Origin of the sequence: Blautia massiliensis (ex Durand et al. 2017) (genome assembly GCF_001487165.1) — a bacterium.
Taxonomy (GTDB): Bacteria; Bacillota; Clostridia; order Lachnospirales; family Lachnospiraceae; genus Blautia_A; species Blautia_A fusiformis.
This window is the reverse complement of the sequence record NZ_LN913006.1, coordinates 1,541,864-1,563,522: the sequence shown is the minus strand read 5'-3', so window position 1 is coordinate 1,563,522 and position 21,659 is coordinate 1,541,864. Positions and strand designations below refer to the sequence as shown.

25 protein-coding genes and 1 tRNA gene are annotated in these 21,659 nt (G+C 44.6%); 25 read left to right on the top strand and 1 reads right to left on the bottom strand.

Annotated features, from left to right (window positions below; all coding sequences use genetic code 11):
• The first annotated feature begins 122 nt into the window (after positions 1 to 122).
• The 25 genes from BN3261_RS08185 to BN3261_RS08060 all read left to right on the top strand — a co-directional run bounded on the left by BN3261_RS08185 (position 123) and on the right by BN3261_RS08060 (position 20,050).
• Positions 123 to 542: a hypothetical protein gene (locus BN3261_RS08185; RefSeq protein WP_059085977.1), complete on the top strand. Its 420-nt coding sequence runs from the start codon at positions 123 to 125 to the stop codon at positions 540 to 542.
• On the top strand, positions 539 to 727 hold the full coding sequence (locus tag BN3261_RS08180) for a hypothetical protein (RefSeq protein WP_059085976.1): 189 nt from the start codon (positions 539 to 541) through the stop codon (positions 725 to 727). The genes BN3261_RS08185 and BN3261_RS08180 overlap by 4 nt, the downstream gene beginning before the upstream one ends.
• Positions 728 to 732: 5 nt before the next feature.
• Positions 733 to 915 carry a hypothetical protein gene (locus BN3261_RS08175; RefSeq protein WP_059085975.1) on the top strand — a complete coding sequence of 61 codons (183 nt, stop codon included), beginning with the start codon at positions 733 to 735 and terminating at the stop codon, positions 913 to 915.
• Positions 905 to 1,828: an SPFH domain-containing protein gene (locus tag BN3261_RS08170; RefSeq protein ID WP_059085974.1), complete on the top strand. Its 924-nt coding sequence runs from the start codon at positions 905 to 907 to the stop codon at positions 1,826 to 1,828. Before BN3261_RS08175 ends, BN3261_RS08170 begins: the two co-directional genes overlap by 11 nt.
• Before the next feature lie 67 nt (positions 1,829 to 1,895).
• The gene (locus BN3261_RS08165) at positions 1,896 to 2,318 is read left to right on the top strand and encodes a sigma factor-like helix-turn-helix DNA-binding protein (protein WP_059085973.1); all 423 of its coding nucleotides are present in this window, start codon (positions 1,896 to 1,898) and stop codon (positions 2,316 to 2,318) included.
• 114 nt (positions 2,319 to 2,432) lie between these two features.
• Positions 2,433 to 2,501, top strand: a tRNA-Leu gene (locus BN3261_RS08160).
• A 412-nt stretch (positions 2,502 to 2,913) separates the two neighbouring features.
• Positions 2,914 to 3,123 carry a hypothetical protein gene (locus tag BN3261_RS08155; protein ID WP_059085972.1) on the top strand — a complete coding sequence of 70 codons (210 nt, stop codon included), beginning with the start codon at positions 2,914 to 2,916 and terminating at the stop codon, positions 3,121 to 3,123.
• A gap of 133 nt (positions 3,124 to 3,256) precedes the next feature.
• Positions 3,257 to 3,493 (top strand): hypothetical protein, encoded by a 237-nt coding sequence (locus tag BN3261_RS08150; protein ID WP_235812360.1) that lies wholly within the window; start codon positions 3,257 to 3,259, stop codon positions 3,491 to 3,493.
• Between the two features lies 1 nt (position 3,494).
• Positions 3,495 to 3,845: a hypothetical protein gene (locus tag BN3261_RS08145; protein WP_059085970.1), complete on the top strand. Its 351-nt coding sequence runs from the start codon at positions 3,495 to 3,497 to the stop codon at positions 3,843 to 3,845.
• Between the two features lie 247 nt (positions 3,846 to 4,092).
• On the top strand, positions 4,093 to 4,410 hold the full coding sequence (locus tag BN3261_RS08135) for a P27 family phage terminase small subunit (protein WP_059085968.1): 318 nt from the start codon (positions 4,093 to 4,095) through the stop codon (positions 4,408 to 4,410).
• A complete protein-coding gene (locus tag BN3261_RS08130; RefSeq protein ID WP_235812359.1) occupies positions 4,388 to 6,085 on the top strand; it encodes a terminase TerL endonuclease subunit in 1,698 nt (565 codons plus the stop codon). The genes BN3261_RS08135 and BN3261_RS08130 overlap by 23 nt, the downstream gene beginning before the upstream one ends.
• Positions 6,086 to 6,106: 21 nt before the next feature.
• A complete protein-coding gene (locus BN3261_RS08125; protein WP_059085967.1) occupies positions 6,107 to 7,306 on the top strand; it encodes a phage portal protein in 1,200 nt (399 codons plus the stop codon).
• Positions 7,290 to 8,078, top strand: a complete 789-nt coding sequence (locus BN3261_RS08120; RefSeq protein ID WP_059085966.1) for a head maturation protease, ClpP-related — start codon at positions 7,290 to 7,292, stop codon at positions 8,076 to 8,078. The genes BN3261_RS08125 and BN3261_RS08120 overlap by 17 nt, the downstream gene beginning before the upstream one ends.
• A gap of 12 nt (positions 8,079 to 8,090) precedes the next feature.
• On the top strand, positions 8,091 to 9,551 hold the full coding sequence (locus BN3261_RS08115) for a phage major capsid protein (protein ID WP_059085965.1): 1,461 nt from the start codon (positions 8,091 to 8,093) through the stop codon (positions 9,549 to 9,551).
• A gap of 7 nt (positions 9,552 to 9,558) precedes the next feature.
• Complete coding sequence (locus BN3261_RS08110; RefSeq protein WP_059085964.1) at positions 9,559 to 9,858, top strand: hypothetical protein; 300 nt, start codon at positions 9,559 to 9,561, stop codon at positions 9,856 to 9,858.
• The gene (locus BN3261_RS08105) at positions 9,842 to 10,270 is read left to right on the top strand and encodes a hypothetical protein (protein ID WP_059085963.1); all 429 of its coding nucleotides are present in this window, start codon (positions 9,842 to 9,844) and stop codon (positions 10,268 to 10,270) included. Before BN3261_RS08110 ends, BN3261_RS08105 begins: the two co-directional genes overlap by 17 nt.
• A complete protein-coding gene (locus BN3261_RS08100) occupies positions 10,260 to 10,631 on the top strand; it encodes an HK97 gp10 family phage protein (protein WP_059085962.1) in 372 nt (123 codons plus the stop codon). Before BN3261_RS08105 ends, BN3261_RS08100 begins: the two co-directional genes overlap by 11 nt.
• Positions 10,628 to 10,954, top strand: coding sequence for a hypothetical protein (locus BN3261_RS08095; RefSeq protein ID WP_059085961.1), 327 nt, complete (start codon positions 10,628 to 10,630; stop codon positions 10,952 to 10,954). The genes BN3261_RS08100 and BN3261_RS08095 overlap by 4 nt, the downstream gene beginning before the upstream one ends.
• Positions 10,955 to 10,957: 3 nt before the next feature.
• The gene (locus tag BN3261_RS08090) at positions 10,958 to 11,572 is read left to right on the top strand and encodes a major tail protein (RefSeq protein ID WP_059085960.1); all 615 of its coding nucleotides are present in this window, start codon (positions 10,958 to 10,960) and stop codon (positions 11,570 to 11,572) included.
• A gap of 12 nt (positions 11,573 to 11,584) precedes the next feature.
• Positions 11,585 to 11,974, top strand: a complete 390-nt coding sequence (locus tag BN3261_RS08085) for a hypothetical protein (RefSeq protein WP_059085959.1) — start codon at positions 11,585 to 11,587, stop codon at positions 11,972 to 11,974.
• A gap of 175 nt (positions 11,975 to 12,149) precedes the next feature.
• Complete coding sequence (locus BN3261_RS08080) at positions 12,150 to 15,233, top strand: phage tail tape measure protein (RefSeq protein ID WP_110925781.1); 3,084 nt, start codon at positions 12,150 to 12,152, stop codon at positions 15,231 to 15,233.
• Positions 15,233 to 15,961, top strand: a complete 729-nt coding sequence (locus BN3261_RS08075; protein WP_059085958.1) for a phage distal tail protein — start codon at positions 15,233 to 15,235, stop codon at positions 15,959 to 15,961. The genes BN3261_RS08080 and BN3261_RS08075 overlap by 1 nt, the downstream gene beginning before the upstream one ends.
• Before the next feature lie 12 nt (positions 15,962 to 15,973).
• Positions 15,974 to 16,348 carry a hypothetical protein gene (locus tag BN3261_RS08070; RefSeq protein ID WP_059085957.1) on the top strand — a complete coding sequence of 125 codons (375 nt, stop codon included), beginning with the start codon at positions 15,974 to 15,976 and terminating at the stop codon, positions 16,346 to 16,348.
• Positions 16,349 to 16,372: 24 nt separating this feature from the next.
• Positions 16,373 to 19,504: a phage tail protein gene (locus tag BN3261_RS08065; protein ID WP_059085956.1), complete on the top strand. Its 3,132-nt coding sequence runs from the start codon at positions 16,373 to 16,375 to the stop codon at positions 19,502 to 19,504.
• Positions 19,505 to 19,537: 33 nt separating this feature from the next.
• Positions 19,538 to 20,050 (top strand): hypothetical protein, encoded by a 513-nt coding sequence (locus BN3261_RS08060; RefSeq protein ID WP_059085955.1) that lies wholly within the window; start codon positions 19,538 to 19,540, stop codon positions 20,048 to 20,050.
• A gap of 417 nt (positions 20,051 to 20,467) precedes the next feature.
• Here the strand turns inward: BN3261_RS08060 and BN3261_RS08055 are convergent, their stop codons facing one another.
• Complete coding sequence (locus BN3261_RS08055) at positions 20,468 to 21,466, bottom strand: tyrosine-type recombinase/integrase (protein WP_059085954.1); 999 nt, start codon at positions 21,464 to 21,466, stop codon at positions 20,468 to 20,470.
• Positions 21,467 to 21,659: the final 193 nt, after the last annotated feature.

Here is a 21,659-nt window from a genome sequence, read left to right as displayed (position 1 = left end):
ATCACAGGTCACCCAAGGGGCTGCAGTCCGATGGAATGTAAAGAAAAAGAGATTTTCACACCCAGGCCAAAAGGCCAGCGCCGGGTAAACAGAGCAATCAGGATATCGTAAGGAGGAAAGGTATGAAGACATGCAAAAACTGTATCGATAACGACGATGGTCTTTGTGATCGTAAAGGAATCCTTGTAGAAGACGGAGACCACTGTGACCGGTATCGGAAGGCAGAGAAACCCAGAATGAAGAAACATGAAAAGAAGTTGGACATTACTCCAGAGCTGGCACTGGCAGCATACAACACACTGATCCAGTTCTGTAGAAGCCAGCCGGCCAGTGAAGATGGAACCTGCAGTAACTGCATCCTGTACCAGCACTGCCCAGGTACATCAAATCTTCCTCCAGAAGACTGGCAGGAGATACACTATCCGTATTTGACAGGAAACACGATTCACTACATAAAGGCTGGTAAAGTCAAGCAAATCATATTTTCTAGCCGAGAGGATGCAGAAGAAAGACTTGCGGAAATGAAAGAAGGTGTGAAATGAGCTACAAGAACAATGAAGGTTATCCAGATCCGACAGCTGGTAAGGCAGTCCAGGCAGCAGGCCGGATGCCGACATACATCTATAATGTCAGCTGCGCCTTAAATGCTGTGGCGGGGCTCCATGGACTGGAAATCATGGGCCTGAGAGATAAGAAAACGGGAAAAGAATGGCCACAGAGGAGGTGAGAACAATGTGGGTAATATTTCTTGGTTCCGGTATGGTGTTCGGAATCGCAGCCCTGGTGCTGGCCTGGATTGGAAGCAGAGTGATCCTGTCGATCAGGCGGCAGCAGAAGAAATTCGAGATTGAAGATGAAACATATAACAAAGTAAAAGAAGCTATCAAAGAAAAGGAGAACAAAAATGAAAAGTAAGATTATTATCGGAATCGTGGCAGCAGTAGCAGTTCTTGGCGGAGGATACACTGTATCAAGAATGGATTTTATCGGCACAGGTAAAGTTGGTATCGTCTACAACTATAAAGATGGAGTACAGGACACAGTACTCACCACGGGAATGCATTTTATCGCACCGATGAACAAAGTAAAAGAATTCAGTACCAGCAATGAGATCCTCGTTCTCACAAAGGACAAAAGGGATGGCAGTAAAGAGGATGATTCTTTCAAAGTAGCCACATCAGACGATGCCAGCATTACAGTATCTTTCCAGATGAGTTACCGATACGATCCAGATACAGTGATTGATACATACAAACGTTTCAAGGGAATGGACGGGGAAGATATTATCGAAAACCGTGTCAAAACTGTTTTGAAGTCAAAGATTTCTGAGGTTACAACCGATTATTCAATGATGGACATCTATTCCGGAAACAGATCTGAGCTGAATAACGCTATCACGGAATATCTTAACAAAGATTTTCATAAAAAATACGGCATTGAAGTCCTGGATGCTTCCATCGTGGACGTGCATCCGGATAAAAAGCTGAAACAGGCCATTGATAATCGTGTTACTGCCCTGCAGGAAAAACAGCAGGCGCAGGCAGAGCAGGAAAAAGTAAAAGTCCAGAAGGAAACAGAGAAGCTCCAGGCAGAAGCGGACGCTCAGATCGAACTGACCAAGGCAGAGGCAGACGCAAAGAAAGCTAAGGTTAAAGCAGCAGCTGAAGCAGAAAACACAAAAACCAAGGCAAAAGCACAGGCAGAGGCTAATAAAGAACTCAGTGCATCCATTACAGATGAATTGATCAAAATGAAGGAAGCAGAAGCACATTACAAAAATGGCTGGGTTACAGTCCAGGGAGCCGATGCCGTGATCGCGGATAAATAAAAGAAATGCAGAGAAAGCCGGGAACGTGTATGCTCCCGGCTAAAAGCATCGAAAGGGGAGGATACCAGTGGAAACAGAAATCCAGAAAGAAAACGAAGAGAAAAAAGAATATCTGAAATCCTATCGAAGAGCAGTGAAGAGAGAAAAAGATATCCTTGACGAGATCCAGAGACTGAGGGCAGACAAGATGTTCCCTGCCGTGGCCAATGACGGGATGCCAAAAGGCAGCAACCAGTCCGATCTGTCAGACTACATAGCTATTCTGGATGAGCAGATCGAGCTCCTGAAGGTAGAACGCCTGGAAAAAGCCAGATGTTATCAGAAGATTGAAAGGCAAATCAAACAGATGGAAAATGAGGATGAACAGGAAGTGCTGAGATTGAGATATATAACAGGACTGAAATGGGAGGAAGTAGCCTTGAAGATGAATTATAGCTGGAAATGGATACATAAGATTCATGGTCGAGCATTACAAAATTTTAAAATCTGAAAAGAGTACATGGAAGTACACACAATATCTGTGTTATTATTACAATGGATTTCAGGAAAAATAAATGAAATCCTCCTTTCGCAAATTCCACTGTCAACCCACAGACAGTGGTTTCGGAACGTAGCTCAGGTGGAAGAGCGCACTACAAAAGTGAGGTCGCAGGTTCGAATCCTGCCATTCCGATCAGATATACCCATATCTGGCCAATAGCACACCTCTGTAAAGCATCTGACATTATGTTAGGTGCTTTTATGATATTACTTGACATATGGTGCACCATATTGTATAATATAAATATAAGGAGGTGAGAAACAGATGAGTAACAAGAACCGGAAGCATCCGGAAAAGAAAAAGTCCGATATCGACTTAAAGAGCTGGCTACTCGGAGCGATAACGGACTTGGTCATCGGAATCATTCTACTGATTCTCGATAAGCTATTAAATTAGCAGAGAGGGGCGAAAGCCCTTCTCTTAAACAAAATATAACACAATAACTCATCTGTGTAAAGTATGCTGTGGAAACTGGGAATATTCTTTGTAGCGATCGGTTTAGCCAAATTGGTGTATTATCTCATCCGGAAACGGAGGGATAACAGTGCCAACAGGTAATCCGAAGCCACAGACGGTAGCGTCAAAGAAATATCAGGACAAAGCCGGATGGATATCAAAGAGCTATAAACTGAAACGGGATATAGCAGAACAATACGCCGAAGCCTGCAGGAAAGCAAACGTCAGCCAGGCAGGACAACTAATGAAAATGATGAAAGAATTTACAGACAAAATGAACGAAGAGCACTCGGAATGATCCGGGTGCTCTTTGCTGTTGAAGAAGAATGACAGAACAGGAAAAAGAATTTACGCGCTGGTGCGTGGAGAACGACATACATAGATTCTACACGTGGACACGATGGAAACAGATCCGGAAGCAGGTATTGAAGATGGATCACAGTGAGTGTCAGAGATGCAGAGAACATCACAAATACACACCGGCAACGACCGTGCATCACGTGAACTACGTGAGGAAACATCCGGATATGGCACTGGAGATATGGTATGAGTGGCATGGTGTACGGAAAAGGAACCTGGTCAGTCTGTGTCACGACTGCCATGAGGCAGTGCATGGATACAGGAAACCAGAGAAGAAAGAAACTCTGACAGAGGAAAGGTGGGATTGATATGGCAAGGACAAGCGATGCAGCAGATTATATGGTTACACAATGCCAGGCGTGTGGAATGCTGAATGTGATACCGAGAGAGTATCAAGACGGTCAAGTGTGCGCGAATTGTTCCGGAGGGCCATTGATGCCCGTGGGATACGCAATACTACAGGAGAGACCAACGAGCAGAATCACGGTGCAGGTAGACGTGGAACGTGACCAGTTAGACAGATTGATTGATGATGTAGCAGCAGTCAATGACACTGTGGACAAAATCGCTCAGAAGATAGGGAAAATAAAAGAGGGACAACATGAAGCAGGAACAGATCATCGAATGCGGAGGACAAAAGATAAAGGTATTCAACTGTGATCCGGAAAAGAATACGCAATGTGACAAAGAGTTCTGTGTGCATAATATAAATGCAATAGACGGGCTGTGCGATCACACAACGAATCCGGATTTTGCTCTGGAAAGTGGACAGAAAGCACAGAAAAAAGCGTATACCCCCGGTCGAAAAAATTAGCGTTTTAATTTCAACTACGGAGACCGGTGGGAGGCCTCGACAACGCCGAGAAAGTTCGCACATGATAAAAAATAAAAAATAGGGGGCGGGAATATGGCGCAAAAAAAATCGGATATATTAGAAAGTTTAATTTCTCAGCTTGAGAAAAAACAGGCTGATATTTCATGCTTTTTGGACCTCATAGATGACTATATGGCCCTCTACGATATCAAGAAAAAGCTAAAAACAGACATAAAAAAGAGAGGAGTATCCTATGAGGCACAATCTGCATCCGGCAAGGCCACCATCATAAAACAAAATCAATCCGTCAAAGATCTGGTGGCCGTAAATAAGCAAATGCTTATGATATTGGACAAGCTTGGTCTAACCACGGAGAAAACCATAAGGGATGACGATGATGACAAACTGTGATCCACGAATAGAAGCCTACATGGAGGCAGTGGAGACAGGAAAAGTGGAGGCGTCCAAAGATGTCAAGGCACTGATGAAACATGTCAGAAAGTGTTTTGAGACGGAGGACATCTATGTGGACCAGCAGCAACTGACGGACTACCTGGGACTGGCACGATATTTCCCGTATGATGAGGTTTTCCCGTGGCAGCAGTTCGTGATTGGATTGCATGACTGCACGTACTGGAGGGAAAATGGACGGCCAAGGTGGCCGGATTTGTTCTGCTTGATTGGACGAGGTGCAGGAAAGGACGGAACAATAGCGCTGGAATCAACAGCACTGGCATCTGAGTACAACGGAATCAGAGAATATGACGTTGATATCTGTGCGAATAATGAGGACCAGGCTCTCCGGCCGGTGAAGGATATCGTTGGAGCATTTGAGCAGCCGAAGTGGCTCAAAAAGCTCCAGCGATTTTTTAAATGGACGAGGGAAGAAGTAGTCTGTAAGGATACAAGGTCAACCATAAAGGGGCACACAAACAATCCAGGCGGAAAAGATGGTCTCCGTTCCGGGATGGTAGTGCTCAATGAGATCCATCAGTATCAGGACTATAAGAACATCAATGTATTTACGACCGGCTTGGGTAAGAAAAAACACCCGCGCCGGTCTTATTACACTACCCAGGGAGATGTCAGGGAGGGGCCGTTGGATGACCTGCTGGGGACAACAGAGGAAATCCTGTTCGGAGGAGAACCGGACAACGGCCTACTACCGTTTATCTGCCGGTTGGACAGCAAGGAAGAGGTACACGATGAGAAGAACTGGGAAAAGGCTAACCCATCATTGAGATACCTGCCGGATCTCATGGAGGAAATCCGGAAAGAATACAGAGATTGGTTGAAACGGCCTGAGAAGTTTACGGCATTCATGACAAAGAGAATGAACCTCCCAGACGGCTCCAGCGAGATCAAAGTGTGCGCCTATGAAAGAATCAAGGCAACTAATAGACCTGTGCCAGTAGATGATCTGGTGGGAAGAATGTGCACCTGTGGCATCGACTTCTCAAAAGTCACTGATATGATTTCTGTTAATCTCCATTTCAGAGACGTGGATACCAGGTATGATCTAAACCATTCCTGGCTCTGCCTGCAGTCAAAAGATCTGCCAAGAATAAAGGCACCATGGAAAGAGTGGGCGGATCGGGGGCATATCACGCTGGTTGATGATGTGGAAATCCACCCAGAGCTGATTGTGGACTATATTGAAGCACAGATGGAATACTATTCGATCAAGAAAATGGCAATAGATGATTTCCGTTATGCTCTGGTGGCCAAGTATCTGCAGAACATTGGTTTTGATGCAAAAGCGTACAAAAACCTAAAACTGGTAAGACCGTCAGATATCATGAAAGTTGCGCCGGTTATAGACAGCTGTTTTGCAAATGACTATTTCGTATGGGGAGATAACCCAGTGTTGCGCTGGGCAACAAATAACACAAAGATGGTCAGATACGGCCGGAAACTGGGAAAGGAAGATGATGCCGATATTGGAAACTTTGTATATGCAAAGATTGAGGCAAAGTCAAGAAAGACAGACCCTTTCATGGCATTGGCTGCATCTATGACGGTAGAGGATGACCTGCCGTATGCTCAGAGCGTAAGCGCGCCGGATCTGGGCGTATTCACATATTAGCGCAGAAAGGAGGAAACTGACATGGGATTAAGTCTTAGAAAGCTGTTCAAGGCAAGAGAAAAACCGGGAGAAGATGTGCAGCGGGTATCAACTGTGGAGATTACAGATCAACAGGTTCGTGATGCGGTAACAGAAATTTGTCTGAGAGAGCTGGCGTTCTGGACTTGTGTAGGGAAGATTGCCAACGCTCTGACAAAATGTGAATTTCGCACATTTTACGAGGGAGAGGAATTGTTCAAAGATGAATATTATCTATGGAACTACGAACCGAACCGCAACCAGAACAAAGCAGAATTTTTATCAAAGGCTATGGAGCAGTTGTTCCGAAACAATGAGCTTTTGATTGTAGAGAGCTATGACGGACAGCTCCTGGTGGCTGATGATTTTTCTGTGACGAAAAATGCACTGTATGGAGACACTTATACCAATGTGCAGGTGGATAATTACACATTTTCGCGGTCATTTCGAAGTTCAGACGTGCTTCACTGGACACTCAACAACAAGAATGTAAACCGGATCATACAGCACCTGTATGACTCATACAGCAAGCTGATTGATTATTCTGCAAAATCGTATCTCAAAAGCAGAGGCAGTAGAGGAATCCTGGACATTTCGGCAATGGCTCAGAGTGACAAATTGTTCAATAAGAAACTGGAAAAGCTCATGAATGAGTATTTTAAGTCATTCTTTGAAAGTCCAAACGCTGTCCTGCCACTGTTTGAGGGATATTCATACACAGACATTGGCTCAAAGACTTACAGTGAGGGAACCAGTCGTGATATCAAGAGTCAGTATGATGACATCTTTGACTTTACAGCCAGAGGATTCTCCATGCCGCCTACACTGGCCAAGGGAGACGTGCAGGACACCGAGAAAGCAGTGGACGAGATGTTGACGTTTTGCCTGGACCCGCTTGCACAGATGTTCATGCAGGAGATCAACCGCAAGAGGATTGGAAAAAACGGGATACAGAAAGGAACAAAGCTACAGATCGACACCATGAGAGTCAAACATATTGACATGTTCGACATTGCAACATCAGCAGACAAGCTCATCAGCTCCGGAATTTATACAGTGAATATGATTCTGAGAGCACTGGGAGAGATTCCGATAGATGAGGACTGGGCAGACCAGCATTTCATCACGAAAAACTACTCAACTATCCAGGAAATCCTGGAAGAACAGCAGAAAGGAGGTGGGAAGAATGCCAAGACAGGATAAAGTATTTGTATGTTTTCAGAAAGCAGAGGACGATACTCACAAATTATACATCTATGACGATGTGACAGCATACGGCACATTTAACTGGAGCACATGGAGCTATGAGGAATCGGAGACATCTGCAAAGTATTTCCAGGAGCAGCTTGCAGCAATTCCTGATACAGCAACCATTGAGCTGCATATCAACTCAAACGGAGGATCTGTCAAAGAGGGCGTGGCGATCTATAGCCAGCTGAAACAGAAGAACTGCAAAAAGGTTGGATATGTGGATGGAGTTGCCTACAGCGTAGCGTTCCTGATCCTGCAGGCGTGTGATGAGCGCGTCATGGGACTGGGAACATCTGCATTGATTCACAATATGTGGATGAGCGTGGATGGAAATGCCAAAGAACTCAGAAAAGCAGCAGATGATCTGGATACGCTCATGGAGTCAAACAGACAGATTTTTCTGGAAAAATCAAACCTGGAAGAACAGCAGCTCATTGACATGATGGAGGCAGAAACATTCCTAACACCGGAGAAAGCTCTGGAATACGGCCTCATTGACAGGGTAGACAGCTACCAGGCTGATGATAAGGATGTACAGCAGAGACTGATGAGCCGCGTGCAGCAGCTGTCCGGTGTGATTGCACAGCAGAAATCATTCCGGGAACAGTTGGAGTCTATGCGGCAGCAGGGAGGAGAACCAAAACCTCCGGTACCGACTCCAAAACCAGAGCCGGAAGAAAAGAAACTCACAAACCAGTTAGCAAAATTATTCCAAAATATGTAAAGGAGAACTGATATGAAGAATAAAGACGTATTAGCAATGGAAAAGGCCAAGATTGTTGAAAAAATGAATCAGGCCATCAAAGATGACGATACAAAAGCATTCAGCGAGGCGTTCACTGAGCTGTGCCAGAAGATTGAGGACAATGTTCTGGAGCAGGCCAAAGAGATGCTGGTTGAGCAGGATGCAACAATCCTGGCACAGAGAGGTGTGCGCCAGCTGACCTCTAAGGAAAAACAGTATTATGAGAAAATCATTGAGGCTATGAGATCCACAGATCCGAAACAGGCTCTTAATGACGTTGAGGTGGTTATGCCGGAAACAATCATTGATTCTGTCTTTGATGAACTCCAGACAAACCACCCGCTCCTGTCCAAGCTGAATGCAACCACAGTGACAGGTCTGACAAGAATGATGATGAATATAAACGGCGAGCAGAAAGCAGCATGGGGCAAGCTGACAGCCAAGATCATCGAGGAGCTGACCTCTGGATTCAAAGAGGTAGATGTAACACAGGAAAAACTGAGCGCATTCCTGCCAGTTTCCAAGGCTATGCTGGATTTAGGACCGACATGGTTGGATACATACGTGCGTCAGGTGCTCTATGAGGCACTGGCAAACGGGCTGGAGCACGGTATTGTACAGGGAACTGGAAAAGATGAGCCAATCGGTATGATGAAACAGGTCGGAGAGGGCGTTGTAGTGACAGGCGGAAAATATCCGGACAAAAACGCTATCAAAATGACTGCACTGGACATGACACAGATGGGAAATGTTACAGCAATCATGGCCAGAAACGACAAAGGACAGGCAAGAACTGTCACAAGCCTCATTTTGTTGGTTAATCCGGTAGATTATTTCCGCAGAGTGCTCCCGGCCACAAGGATGCTGACTCCGGATGGAATCTATGCATCTGTGCTCCCGGTGGACGCTGAAATCATTCAGAGCGCAGCTGTTCCGGAGGGAAAAGCAGTATATGGAATGGCAACCAAGTATTTCCTGGGAGTCGGAATGGCAAAAAATGGAAAAATTGAATATTCTGACGAATACAGATTCCTGGAAGATGAGAGGGTATATCTCATCAAGCTGTATGCTCATGGTTTCGCACTGGATAACAATGCTTTCCAGGTTCTGGATATCAAGGATCTCCAGCCGTTACGTTTTAAGGTTGTAAGCGAGACAGAAAAAACAAAGACAGATGATGCAACACTGGCCGACTTAAAAATTGGTGCACTGAAACTGTCTCCGACATTTACAGCAGAAACCACAGAATACACAGCAACCACACAGAATGCGTCCAACACAATCACAGCAGTACCGGCAAGTTCCACAGCGGAAATTGAGATCACGGTGGGAGATGTGAAAGTGACAAATGGAGCAGCAGCAAACTGGTCCGAGGGTTCCAATACTGTGACTGTAAAAGCGACTGACGGAGCACAGACAAAGAGCTACAAAGTAACAGTGACAAAGGAGTAAATGAATTATGGCAGACGATAAAGACAACAAGCTCCTAAACGAGATCAAAAATTATCTGGAGATAACCTGGGATGATTCCCTGGGAGATGAGAAAATCAGGGGCATGGTCAAAAGAGGAATGGCTGCCATAAGCGGGAAAATAGGGGAGTGCAATTTCTATGAGGAAACTCAGGAAAAAGCACTCCTTTTTGATTATGTCATGTATGCCAGAGCGGGGGAGATACCACAGTTCTGGCAGAATTACAGAGATGAGATCATTTCTCTGCAGATAGACAGAAAGGTGGACGGATATGCCGCGGATCAGTAGTAAGCATTTTGAAAATTTTGGAGACGGCCTGCTGACGATCTGTGAAGCGGATGAACGAAGTCTGACCAGAACAAAGTTGGAGCATATACGTTTTGGAAACAGAACGGTAGGCGTAACAAGATACTGGAAGGCGCAAACGGCCGGAAACCAGGTGGATAAGCTTCTAGCAATTCCGCTGGAGGTACTGGATGCAGAGCAGATCGAGGTCAATGATGTGATTATTCTGGAAAACGAGACGGACTGGTTATGTGGCAATATGACATTTGATGAGTCAGAGATGAAAGACAGAGCCGGGCATTATCAGATCAAGCAGGTACAACCGAAGTATGATACGAAACCGCCGGCGTTGTATTTATCACTGGAAAAGCTGATGCACCCGTTCAAAGATGGGAGGGATTCTGGTGGCAATTAAAATCGGAGACCTAGCCAAGGCAGTCATGAAAGAGCTGGATGATTATGGCGTGGCGGTCGGCTTGGAAGTCGAGAAAGTGTCCAAGGAAGTTGCCGAGGATACAGCAAAAATACTGAATAAAACATCTCCAAAGCTGACAGGAGACTATGCAGCATCATGGACCTATGGGACGGGAGAGACCAAAAGGACAAAGCATACAATGGTTGTCTACGCGGATAAACCGGAATATGCTTTGACACATCTACTGGAGAAAGGACACCAGAAACGGGGCGGTGGAAGAACCAAGGCAATAGTGCATATTGCACCTGCAGAGGAGGAAGCAGTAGATGAGCTGGAAAAGGAGCTGAGGATGAGATTATGACCAAAAATCAAATTGAACAGATGCTGGGAGAAATGGGAATCCCATTCAGATATCATCATTTCACACAGAAAGAGATGCAGGGCATCCCGCTCCCTATTGCTGTATGGCTAACACCGGGAACAGATAATTTTTTCGCAGATGGCAAGACATACAAAAAGATAACGAAACTGGATATTGAACTCTACACAGATGACAAAGACTGGGAGCTGGAGAAAAAGCTGGAGGAAGTCCTGGACAAATATGGCATTGCCTGGGAACAGACGGCATCTGAATGGCTGGAGTCGGAGAAAATGTGGGAGTCATTATATGAAATGGAGGTATAGAAAATGACTGGAGAAGAGAACAAAGTCAAGTACAACATTAAAAACGTTCATGTGGCCAAGCAGACAGAAAAGAACACAGAGGGAGCTACTACATACACGTATGATGCTCCGAAAAGTATTCCTGGAGCGGTCAGCATCAGCCTGGACGCGCAAGGAGAGATTTCCAAGTTCTACGCGGACGGAATTGCGTACTATGTGACAAGTGCAAACAATGGATATGAGGGAGATTTGGAAATGGCACTCATTCCGAGCTGGTTCCGCGTGGAAATTCTCAATGAGGAGCAGGATAAAAATGGTGTTCTGGCGGAAAATGCAGACAAAACAACGAATCCGTTCGCTCTACTGTTTGAGTTTGATGGAGATGTGAAAGCAATCCGCAGATGCTTATATAACTGCACATGCACAAGACCGTCTATTGCATCCGAGACAAAAGAGGAGACAGTAGACCCTGGAACAGAGACTCTGACAATCACAAACAGTCCGAGAAAAGACGGTCTGGTAAAAGTACAGACAGGACCGGACACAGCAGATGGAACATATACAGGTTGGTACAACAAAGTATATGAGCCGGTTGCCGTGACAAGCGAGGTGGCACAGACAGCTGAAGCAAAGAGATAGGAGGGATAGATTATGCTGAGAAAAAAGGTGGAAATTGATGGCAGAGAGGTGGAGTTCAAGGCGTCAGCAGCGGTGCCGAGAATCTACCGGATGAAATTCCGCAGAGATCTTTTCGTGGATTTGCAGAAAATTGCAAAGTCTGTGAAAAAGAAAGGCAAAAAAGAGGATAAGGAGTCAAGCGAGATTCCGATTGAGGACCTGGAAATGTTTGAAAATATCGCGTATGTCATGGCACAGCACGCGGATCCGGAGAATGTGCCGCCGGACATTATGGACTGGCTGGAGCAGTTCAACACATTCTCTATTTACCAGATTCTGCCTGCCATTCTGGAACTCTGGAATATGAATGAGGAGACGAAAAGTCGGGCAAAAAAAAACTTAGACCGAGTAGCAGGGAGTTAAATACTCCACTGTTCCTCCTGAGATGCTGTCAGGTCGGAATCTCTATCCGGGATCTTGATCTGCTAACAGTCGGAATGGTCATGGATATGTTTACTGAGCAACAGAATGATTCGTACAAATATCCGAAGATGGCAACACAGGAGGATTTTGACAAGTTCTAAGGAGGTGGAACAGGATGGCGACAGGCCGGAATATCAAAGGAATAACGATTGAAATCGGCGGAGATACCACGGGCCTGCAGAAAGCCCTAAGCGGTGTAAACGACAAGCTGAAAAATACCCAGGCACAGCTGAAAGACGTGAACACTCTGCTGAAATTAGATCCATCAAATACGGTGCTGGTAGCGCAAAAACAGGAATTATTGAAAAATGCGATAGCAGACACAGCAAACAAATTGAATACGCTGGAGGCGGCACAGAAAGATGTGACGGCGGCTCTGGAGGCCGGAAAGATTGGTCAGGAGGAGTACATGGCTTTCCAGCGGGAAGTTGAGGCAACCAAGGCAACACTGAGCCGGTATCAGTCAGAACTGGACGGATTAAACACCGAACAGGACAGACTGGCTACAAATACCGAACGTCTCAGCAAATTATTTGATGCTCTGGGAGCGGACGTGGATGATTATGCGGACGTCCTGGGCAGCAAGTTGGTAACAGCAATCAAAAACGGATCTGCATCATCAGATCAGTTAAAACTGGCCATTGAAAAGATCGGAAGATCAGCCACAGACGGAAAAGCTGACATCAAACAGATGACAGACGCTCTGGATACGGTAGACGATGGACAGGCAATCAAGAACCTCATCCAGGACTTGAAAGAAGCAGGAACACAGACAGACAACACAGCAGAACAACTGGACGAGATGGGAAAAACCCTCTCAGCAGGCGCATTGATGGAGGCTGCCGATCAGCTTTCTGGACTGGGGGATAAAATAACAGAATTAGGAGACAAAGCAAAGGACGCTTTTCTGGAGACACAAGATGCCACAGTAAAAGCGTCCACTTATTTTGGAGAAACCGGGAAAACGGCTGAGGAAACAGCCGGAGTCATCAAGGACGTATATGCTGAGGGCGTGGGAGATTCCATGGACTCTGTATCAAATGCGGTCATTACGGTCAAAAAGAACCTGAAAGATCTGGATGAGACTACACTGACACATCTGACAGAGCAGGCAATCACGCTGGATGAGCTGTATGGAATTGACATGAATGAGACTCTCCGAGGTGTCAACAGCCTCATGGAGCAGTACGGACTCACGGCACAGCAGGCCATGGACTATATCGTAAAGGGTACACAGAATGGCCTGGATAAGACAAACGAGCTGGGGGATAACCTCTCAGAGTATTCTGGAAAGTTCGCTCAGGCCGGTTATTCCGCTCAGGAGTATTTCCAGCTATTGCAGAACGGACTGGACAATGGAGCGTATAACCTGGACAAGGTAAACGATGCCATTAACGAAGTCACGACCAGACTGGTTGATGGAACTATAGCGGATTCACTGAGCAAAATTGATGAAAAGACCGGGGAGGTACAAGCCGGAACCGGAGGCTGGAGCAAAGAAGTTGAGGATGTATTCAAACAGTGGCAGCAGGGCGGAGCTACACAGAAAGATGTTATTGATGCCATTGTGACAGATATTCAAAACACAGAGAACCAGCAGGACAAACTGAACAAAGCAGCGCTGGCATTCGGTACAATGGCCGAGGACGGCAATGCGAAGTTTATCGAGTCGCTCACTACGGTAGGGGACACCTATGATGACGTGGCTGGATCAGCAGAGAATATGTTCGACCAGTCCACGACAGACTCCCAGACGTTTGAGGCAAGCATGAGACAGCTGGAGCAGAGCCTGATTCCGTTGGGAGAGGCACTGATGAACCTGGCAAACAATATCATTCCACCGATAGCAGCAGGATTGAAACAGACGGGAGAGTTTTTCGGAAAACTGCCAGAGCCGGTACAGAATTTTGTGATTATACTGGGGGCTGTGATTGCCGCCTTTACCACTTTAGCCCCTGCCATAACAGCGGTTATGATGATTGTGGGAACGCTAGGAACAGCGGTCCTAGGACCAATCATCGGAATTATTGCCGGTGTAGCTGCAGCAATTACCGCAATCATAGCCATTGTGAAAAACTGGGGCGCTATATCGGAGTGGTTCGGAGATTTATGGGTAAAAGTGAAAGAGAAATGCTCACAAGTGTGGGAATCAATCTGCTCATTTTTTACCGAAACGATACCGCAGGCATGGGACAGCCTGGTGGCAAAATTCCAAAGTATCCCGGAATGGTGGGCTGGAATCTGGAACCAGATTTCGGATTTTTTCACAAACGCATGGAATACGATCATGCAGAATCCTGTAGTACAAGAAACTATAGGAACCATAACAGGCCTTTGGCAGACCGGAGTTAATACAATTCAGTCAATCTGGAGCGGACTTGTTGATATCGCAAAAGGTGCATGGGAGCTTTTGAAAAACACGATTCTCGCACCGGTTCTTTTACTGATAGATCTCGTAACAGGAGATTTCAGCAAATTAAGCACGGATGCACAGGCTATCTGGAATAATATCAAAAATGCAGCAAGCCGGATCTGGACAGGAATCAAAACGGTTGTAACAACACTGATACAGGGGCTAAAAACGAATGTCTCAACACTATTCACTAGCATAAGAGATATAGCGAATGGAATTTGGGAATCTATTAAAGAAAAAGTTACGACTACAGCTGGAAAGCTGAAGGATTCAGCTGTTGATGCGTTTAGAAGCATGGTATCAAACATTGGCACTGCCTTGTCCGGGTTAGGAACCGTAGTCGAGAATGGATTTCAGTCGGCAATTAACTTTATCGTTTCTCTTCCTGGGAAAGCATGGAACTGGGGTGTAGATTTCGTGAACGGAATCGCAAATGGAATCAGAAGCGCCATAGGAGCCGTGACAAGCGCTGCTTCGGACGTGGCAGGTAAGATTCGGGCTTTCCTTCATTTCTCTGTACCAGATGAAGGACCTTTGACTGACTATGAAAGTTGGATGCCGGACTTCGTTCAGGGACTTGCCAAAAGCCTTGAGAACAGCCGGGGAATGATACAGAAAGCAGTACAGGGCCTTAGTAGTGACCTGATTGTATCTGCAAATGTAACAGGTGTTCAGACTGCCGGAACCACAAACGTAAATTTCTACGGAAATTATAAGTTTGAAGATGCGCAGGAGATTGACTACTTAATGAACCAGGCAGCACTGAGAATATCGAGGAAACGTTAATGATAGTAGATGGAAAAGATCTGACAAAAAAATATAAAGGAAAAATAAAATTTGGCCAGCAGACCATCCAGCCACGACAGGTAAATACTTACACAGAGTGGCTGGATCATAATGCGGATCCGACCCGATCATGGTTCCCTGAGACGCGGTTTTTCGAAGTGCAGATAGAAATGATTGTATCCGGGAGCACTAAAACAGAGGCAGAGCTGAGAATCAGTGAGGTAGTTAACGACTTTGTGACCGGAAGTATGATCAGACTGGACAATGTTGATATAAATATCAGTGCAGAAGTTACCGGAGTCGAAAAAGAATTCATAAAAAGATGGGACTATAAAGTGACAATAACAATGCAGGGATGGGAAAAGAGTACAGAGCAGATTACGGTTGCGGTGAATGGTACCGTACAGATTATTCTTGCAGAAGGAAATCTAGCGGCTCCTTGCGATATTGAAATCACTCCAAAAACAGATATAGCACAGATTCAGTTGTTTGGCGCATTTTACGACCAGGTCTCCGGATCCGATGAAGGAATAATTATCAAAAATCTGAAGCAAGGAAAAAAGATAGTGATTAGCGGAGATGATTGCACAGTTCTTCAGGAGGGAAAGAACAAATTTTCAGACACAGAGTTCTGGGCGTTTCCGCACCTGAGACCAGGAAGCAATACAATCAGCTGCACAAGTGATCAGTGCGATATTGTTATTAAATACAAACCACGATATATGTAAAGGAGAGTTGAAATGAGATTTACAAATCAGAAGATTGAGAACATGCAGAACGTGCTTACGGCAGTTGGAAATAAAGAAATTGATAATCCCGTTCTCGCACTTAAAATTGCAAGAAACAACTATAACCTTACTCAGGTATTAAATCCTGTTCTGAAAGTTAAAAACGATATCTTAAGAAAATATGGCGAAAAAGATGAAAAAGGCAAGATCGTCATGGACGAAGACGGAAGAATCCGTATCACAGATATCCCTGGATATAACACGGAAATCACCACGTTGATGAATACAGAAACCGATGTGAATGTTGAGCGCTTTTCAGAAGAAGAATTCAAGAAAATGAACGCAACTCCAAATCAGCTTATGACTTTACTTGAAATAGCAAAATAATCATGAAAAAGCGGGGAGGATAACATGCTTAGAATATTAGATAAAAATAAAGTCCCCGTGAAGGGTTTGCGAAAATACAGTGATTTGTGTATCGAGAACTCGATCGAGCTTGATGATAAGACACTTACGTTTTCAGTACCGTACAGAAATGTCAGATCAGCTATTGTGGTTGAAGGGTACATAGAAACAAAAGAAGACCGATTTGTTGTTAAAGAAATCGAAAAAAGCAGTGAGGGAACAGCAAATATAACGGCGCAACTGGACTTGGAAAGCCTGGAAGGAAAACCGTTCAGGACATTCAGATCAGAAGAACAAACGATAAAAGCAGCATTGCAGCTGGCATTTACAGGAACTGGCTGGACAGTTGGTGAGTGTAGTGTTTCAAAAAAACGAACACTGTCCATGGCAAATGTGTCTGCGCTGGATGTCCTGAAACAGGCTTTGAAAACATATCGGGCTGAGATTAAGATTGATTCTAAAAAACAGAGCATCGATATATATCCGGAAATCGGAAGTGACAAGGGAGTGTATTTTTCAGACCAGCTGAATCTTCGAAAGCTTACTGTACAGTATTCCACATATGATTTCTACACAGAGATAGAGCCATACGGAAAAGATGGATTAACCATTGAAACAGTTAATTCAGGAAAGATTTATCTGGAAAATCATCAGTACAGCAGCAAGAAAAAACGCTGCATCTGGAAAGATGAGAGATATACGATCGCAGATTCATTAAAAGAAGATGCTGCAGCAAAGCTGGCAGATATGAGCAAGCCGTATGTATCATACAGTGCAGACATCGTAGATTTATCACGAAATTCCCAAAAATATTCAATACTCCAATACGAAATCGGTGATACGGTAACTTTAATCGATCACGTTACTGGAGAGAAAGAGAAGCAGCGTATTGTAAGTGTGAAAATTTATCCGGAGGCGCCGGAAAAGAATAGCTGCACACTGGCGAATAAAGTTCTGACTTTTGATGAGCTGGCACAAAAGTATGAAGATACCGCAGATACGGTGGATAACATCACGAACGATAATGGCCAGATTGACGGAGATGCAATCGATGGAATACATAGCAGACAGATTATTGATTTGGAAAATGGAATAATTGAATCAGCGTACATCAAAGAGCTAGGTGTAAAATATCTGGATGTGTCTGGAAAAATCACAGCTGTAGAAGGCGAATTTGGAATACTGAAATCAAATACGGCACAGTTTGAGGAAACGTATACGAAAAGACTGGAAGCTGTAGAAGGAGATATCTACACCCTCAGAACAACTGATTTTACAGCTGTTAACGCCAAAATCGGTATCCTGGATAATGAATTCGGGAATATCAAGGTACTTTTATCAGGCGGTGCTGGTATTGGTGAAATACAGAACATCCACCTGACCTCACAGAATGCGGTCATTGACTCGGCTCTGATTCGGTCAGCGGTGATGCAAACAGTATCTGTTGCAGATCTTCTTGCCGGCACAATCTCAACAAACAAATTCCTGATAGCTTCCGACGATGGCGGCATCCGTATCCAGGGAGCAACGCAGCAGTGGTCCGATACAGATGGCACAGTCCGGATGCAGGCTGGACGGGACGCAAATGGAGATTTCACCTTCTCCCTGTTTGATAAGACCGGAAAAGGCATCCTGATCGATGCAACAGGTGTTAAGCCTGATGCGATAGCAGATGGGCTGATCGTCAATAAGATGGTGTCTGATTCGGCCAACATAGCAGCATCTAAACTTGATATAAACAGCCTGTTTACAGAAATCAATAACAGCTCCAAGGTAATCAAGAGTAACCGTATCTGGCTGGATGATTCTAACCAAAGTCTTAATCAGGCATACACTAAGATGAGCCAGAATATCACCCGGATTGGAGACACTGCAAGTTCTGCATCAGATAGTGCATCAGCGGCAACAGATGCGGCTAAGAAGGCCATGGAAACATTATCTGGTATCTCAATACTGGATGCTATTGGTGCATCGCTCAATAATGACGCTCATGTGGTCCATACCTACGCAGATGGAACCGGAGGGGATTACAGTTCCTGTTACACTGTCTTTTCAGTGTTCCTGGGTGATACAGATGTATCTGATCATATTGATGAGATCAAGGCTACTACATCTCCCGGCATAGCCGGAACATGGGATCCGAATCTCAGAAAGTATCAGGTTACTGCAATGTCCACTGACAGCGGATATGTTGATATATCGGCACTGTACGGACTGGAAAGTAAAGTACTTCTGGTAGGCGGTAAAGGCTTGATTATTAGTGGCAAAACGATGGTAGTGAAGTCCGTGGGCTCATGGATCACAAAGCGTTTTTCTGTATCCAAAGCTAAGGACGGTAAGATTGGCCTGAGTTATGACCTGAGAGCTAGTACACAGATTATTAAGAAACTGAAAGATGATAAAACACTGGAACCAGCAAATGTGACGTTCTCAGCTTTTAAAAATGACAATGGTATGGTGAGCAGTTATTCCGGAAAGTTCCAGATCGAAGAGTCAACGGATTCCGGGAAGACCTACAATATCAAATATGGATCCACATCTCCGGAGCTGATGAAGGTATATACTCCATCTGGCCCGGATGTAAATATCATCAAATGCTCTCTGTATGATGAATCTGGTGTGCAGCTCCTGGATACGCAGACGGTATCGATCATATCAGATGCTGCAGGTCTTGCAAAAGATATAGCCGCAGCAGACAAGAAGGCACAGGAAGCTAAGAGCGCAATTGAAACGACATCTCAGGAGGTGGCTAATATCCAGAGCAGTATCAAAGGGTTTGAAACAGAACTATCTCAAACCATAACTGATCTGCATGGTGTTACAGATGGAACACTCCTATACAATGCGAAGTATCAGGACAATGGCGACGGAACTACTACGATATCAGCGGTTCTATATAAAGCTGGCAAGGATGTTACAAAAGAATATCCGGCTGCATGGTTTGCCTGGAGCAGACGCACAGAGAGCGGCGAAGTGTTCCTACAGTATGGCTATTCAGTAACAGTAAATAACAATGATTATATGTTCGGTGGAGTAGTTATCGGACAATTCACAAGATATATACATATGGCTCTTGTCGTTGGTGACAAGATTCTGGTAGTTGGAAGTAAGGCTATATGCTTACAAGTAGATGCGTAAGGTGCCCGATCAGGGCACCAGAAAGGAGATAATATGGCATTACCGCAGGACGGCCAGAACGCAAATGCCTTGGCCACAGTAAAAGAAGTACCAACAGGAAAGAAATTGATATTTGTAGACCCAACCACAAATGAGGGTGGTGTTATCACACTTGAGGATTTGACCACCCAGATACTCAAAAATTTGACATCGCAAACATTTGCATTAGATCAGGGAACCAAGACACTTCCAGCCGCACTTAATGAATTAAATAGTAAGCGGTTCAAGGCCGATAGTTATATTATACATAGTGATGACTCTACCAAAACAGTAAGCGTAAAGTGGAATAGTGTAAACAATCATATGACTTCGTTTCTACTAATTGATAACAACTGCATTACCTCTTTATATATAACAGGAAAGGGGGCGGGAGTGACAACAATATCAGGAGAATCTGAATACGCAGTACCACCCGTACTTGATACTTCTTCTGCAACATTGAAAGTGACACTTATTCCCTGGAGCACAGCACTTTTAATCTGCTTTGATCCTGTGACTATAAGTTAAATAGTAAGCGGTATAGGGAGAAAATAACCGGTACAACCACACTGGAAGAATACCGGGCGGGCAACGGGAAATTACCCGGGGAATATCAAATTGACGGAGCAATCATTCCTGGAATATCATCCACTGAGAAATATTGGGGCGTATTAATTTTGCTGAACGTGTATGATATACAAATAGTTATCATTGGCGGCGGTGTTATGTATATTAGAGATTTCACCGGAAATCCTAACGTATGGTCGAAATGGGCGAAGTATTCATATGAAAGAGTGAATTAATTTGCCACCTTCCCATTTTGTATAATATCGTCTCTCTGAACATCTTCTTAATCCTCATTTCCTTTTTGTAGTTTTTTAGGTACGACAAAAAGGCTGCCATTTCTGCCAGCTTCAAAAAATTATATTATTTATTTAGAACAATTCAGGCTATATACCGTCTGAATGATGCTCGGACGTTTTCTTCACTTACCGTCACATACATCATAGTCGTGTCTGGCTTCTGGTGTCCGGCATACATCTGGATTTCCTGAAGTGGTATGCCTCGGTTTCCGGCGTCCGTCAGTAATGTGCGACGGAATTTATGCGGATGTGCATGGATTTCCGTCTTCTGGCCAAGTGTTCGTAGCATGGACTGGATTGCCTGCTTTCCTAGGCGGGTGTGTGGCCGCTTATTGCTCACGAACAAGGCCGGGTTTGTATCATCTCTGGATAACAGATACTTATGCAGATGATATGCACAATCATCCGTCAGGTATACTCTTCTCTCCTTCTTTCCCTTTTCTCCGTATATAATCACTTCCTTATTAGCCCAATTTATGTCTTTCCGGTTCAGTCTCACAACCTCCCCAATTCTGGCCGCTGTACTGTACAGGAACGCCATGATTGCTATGTCTCGCTGGCACTCCGCGTTACAGCGCAGATGCTCCATTTCAGCTTGTGTAAAGGGTTTCTTAATCATTCTTGGTACCTTAATCTTCTTAAGGCGCCTCATAGGATTGCGGCTAATATACCCCTCATCCGATATCCATGCAAAAAAGCTACTTAGGTACCGTCTGATCGTATCCATATAGCTCATAGAGATCTTCCTCTGTTCCTGATACATTGCAAGATAGTATCGAATGTCATTCGTTGTGATATCCTGTAGCCGCTTATTCAGAGCCGTGACAAGCTTAACTACACAGTCATTATATCTTTCCAGTGTTCCTGGACTGCAGTTCTCGATTCTTTTCGAAGCAATGAAGGTCCTAAGAATCTTCTGCCAGTGAATTTCTGACGTTACTAGCTGCGTACACTCCTCCTGCACCTCAATCCCGTGGAATTCTATCGCCAAGACGTTCTCCAAGTGCTGCAACTGTTCGTTCGAAAGTATATCCTGCATCCTCTCCATTATCCTCGATTGTATCATTTCGATTTTTGTCAAAAAAGTGCACCTCCTATGGCTTTATTTTACCTTTATTTTGCCACAAGAAGTGCTCTGTTCACAAACCAATTAAATGGGAAGAGGAAAATTTCTATATTATTCGCCTCCATTCGTCCACAGCACCATTACTCATTATACGGTAACGAATGCGCTCATATACAAAAAGATACTGTACTCCCCAACTGTGATCATC

What these genes read in the sequence shown, in the direction of transcription:
- BN3261_RS08185 (WP_059085977.1), top strand. Translation starts at nt 123, where the DNA reads ATGAAGACATGCAAAAACTGTATCGATAACGACGATGGTCTTTGTGAT.
- BN3261_RS08180 (WP_059085976.1), top strand. Translation starts at nt 539, where the DNA reads ATGAGCTACAAGAACAATGAAGGTTATCCAGATCCGACAGCTGGTAAG.
- BN3261_RS08175 (WP_059085975.1), top strand. Translation starts at nt 733, where the DNA reads ATGTGGGTAATATTTCTTGGTTCCGGTATGGTGTTCGGAATCGCAGCC.
- BN3261_RS08170 (WP_059085974.1), top strand. Translation starts at nt 905, where the DNA reads ATGAAAAGTAAGATTATTATCGGAATCGTGGCAGCAGTAGCAGTTCTT.
- BN3261_RS08150 (WP_235812360.1), top strand. Translation starts at nt 3,257, where the DNA reads ATGGATCACAGTGAGTGTCAGAGATGCAGAGAACATCACAAATACACA.
- BN3261_RS08145 (WP_059085970.1), top strand. Translation starts at nt 3,495, where the DNA reads ATGGCAAGGACAAGCGATGCAGCAGATTATATGGTTACACAATGCCAG.
- BN3261_RS08135 (WP_059085968.1), top strand. Translation starts at nt 4,093, where the DNA reads ATGGCGCAAAAAAAATCGGATATATTAGAAAGTTTAATTTCTCAGCTT.
- BN3261_RS08130 (WP_235812359.1), top strand. Translation starts at nt 4,388, where the DNA reads ATGACGATGATGACAAACTGTGATCCACGAATAGAAGCCTACATGGAG.
- BN3261_RS08125 (WP_059085967.1), top strand. Translation starts at nt 6,107, where the DNA reads ATGGGATTAAGTCTTAGAAAGCTGTTCAAGGCAAGAGAAAAACCGGGA.
- BN3261_RS08120 (WP_059085966.1), top strand. Translation starts at nt 7,290, where the DNA reads ATGCCAAGACAGGATAAAGTATTTGTATGTTTTCAGAAAGCAGAGGAC.
- BN3261_RS08115 (WP_059085965.1), top strand. Translation starts at nt 8,091, where the DNA reads ATGAAGAATAAAGACGTATTAGCAATGGAAAAGGCCAAGATTGTTGAA.
- BN3261_RS08110 (WP_059085964.1), top strand. Translation starts at nt 9,559, where the DNA reads ATGGCAGACGATAAAGACAACAAGCTCCTAAACGAGATCAAAAATTAT.
- BN3261_RS08105 (WP_059085963.1), top strand. Translation starts at nt 9,842, where the DNA reads ATGCCGCGGATCAGTAGTAAGCATTTTGAAAATTTTGGAGACGGCCTG.
- BN3261_RS08095 (WP_059085961.1), top strand. Translation starts at nt 10,628, where the DNA reads ATGACCAAAAATCAAATTGAACAGATGCTGGGAGAAATGGGAATCCCA.
- BN3261_RS08090 (WP_059085960.1), top strand. Translation starts at nt 10,958, where the DNA reads ATGACTGGAGAAGAGAACAAAGTCAAGTACAACATTAAAAACGTTCAT.
- BN3261_RS08085 (WP_059085959.1), top strand. Translation starts at nt 11,585, where the DNA reads ATGCTGAGAAAAAAGGTGGAAATTGATGGCAGAGAGGTGGAGTTCAAG.
- BN3261_RS08080 (WP_110925781.1), top strand. Translation starts at nt 12,150, where the DNA reads ATGGCGACAGGCCGGAATATCAAAGGAATAACGATTGAAATCGGCGGA.
- BN3261_RS08075 (WP_059085958.1), top strand. Translation starts at nt 15,233, where the DNA reads ATGATAGTAGATGGAAAAGATCTGACAAAAAAATATAAAGGAAAAATA.
- BN3261_RS08070 (WP_059085957.1), top strand. Translation starts at nt 15,974, where the DNA reads ATGAGATTTACAAATCAGAAGATTGAGAACATGCAGAACGTGCTTACG.
- BN3261_RS08065 (WP_059085956.1), top strand. Translation starts at nt 16,373, where the DNA reads ATGCTTAGAATATTAGATAAAAATAAAGTCCCCGTGAAGGGTTTGCGA.
- BN3261_RS08060 (WP_059085955.1), top strand. Translation starts at nt 19,538, where the DNA reads ATGGCATTACCGCAGGACGGCCAGAACGCAAATGCCTTGGCCACAGTA.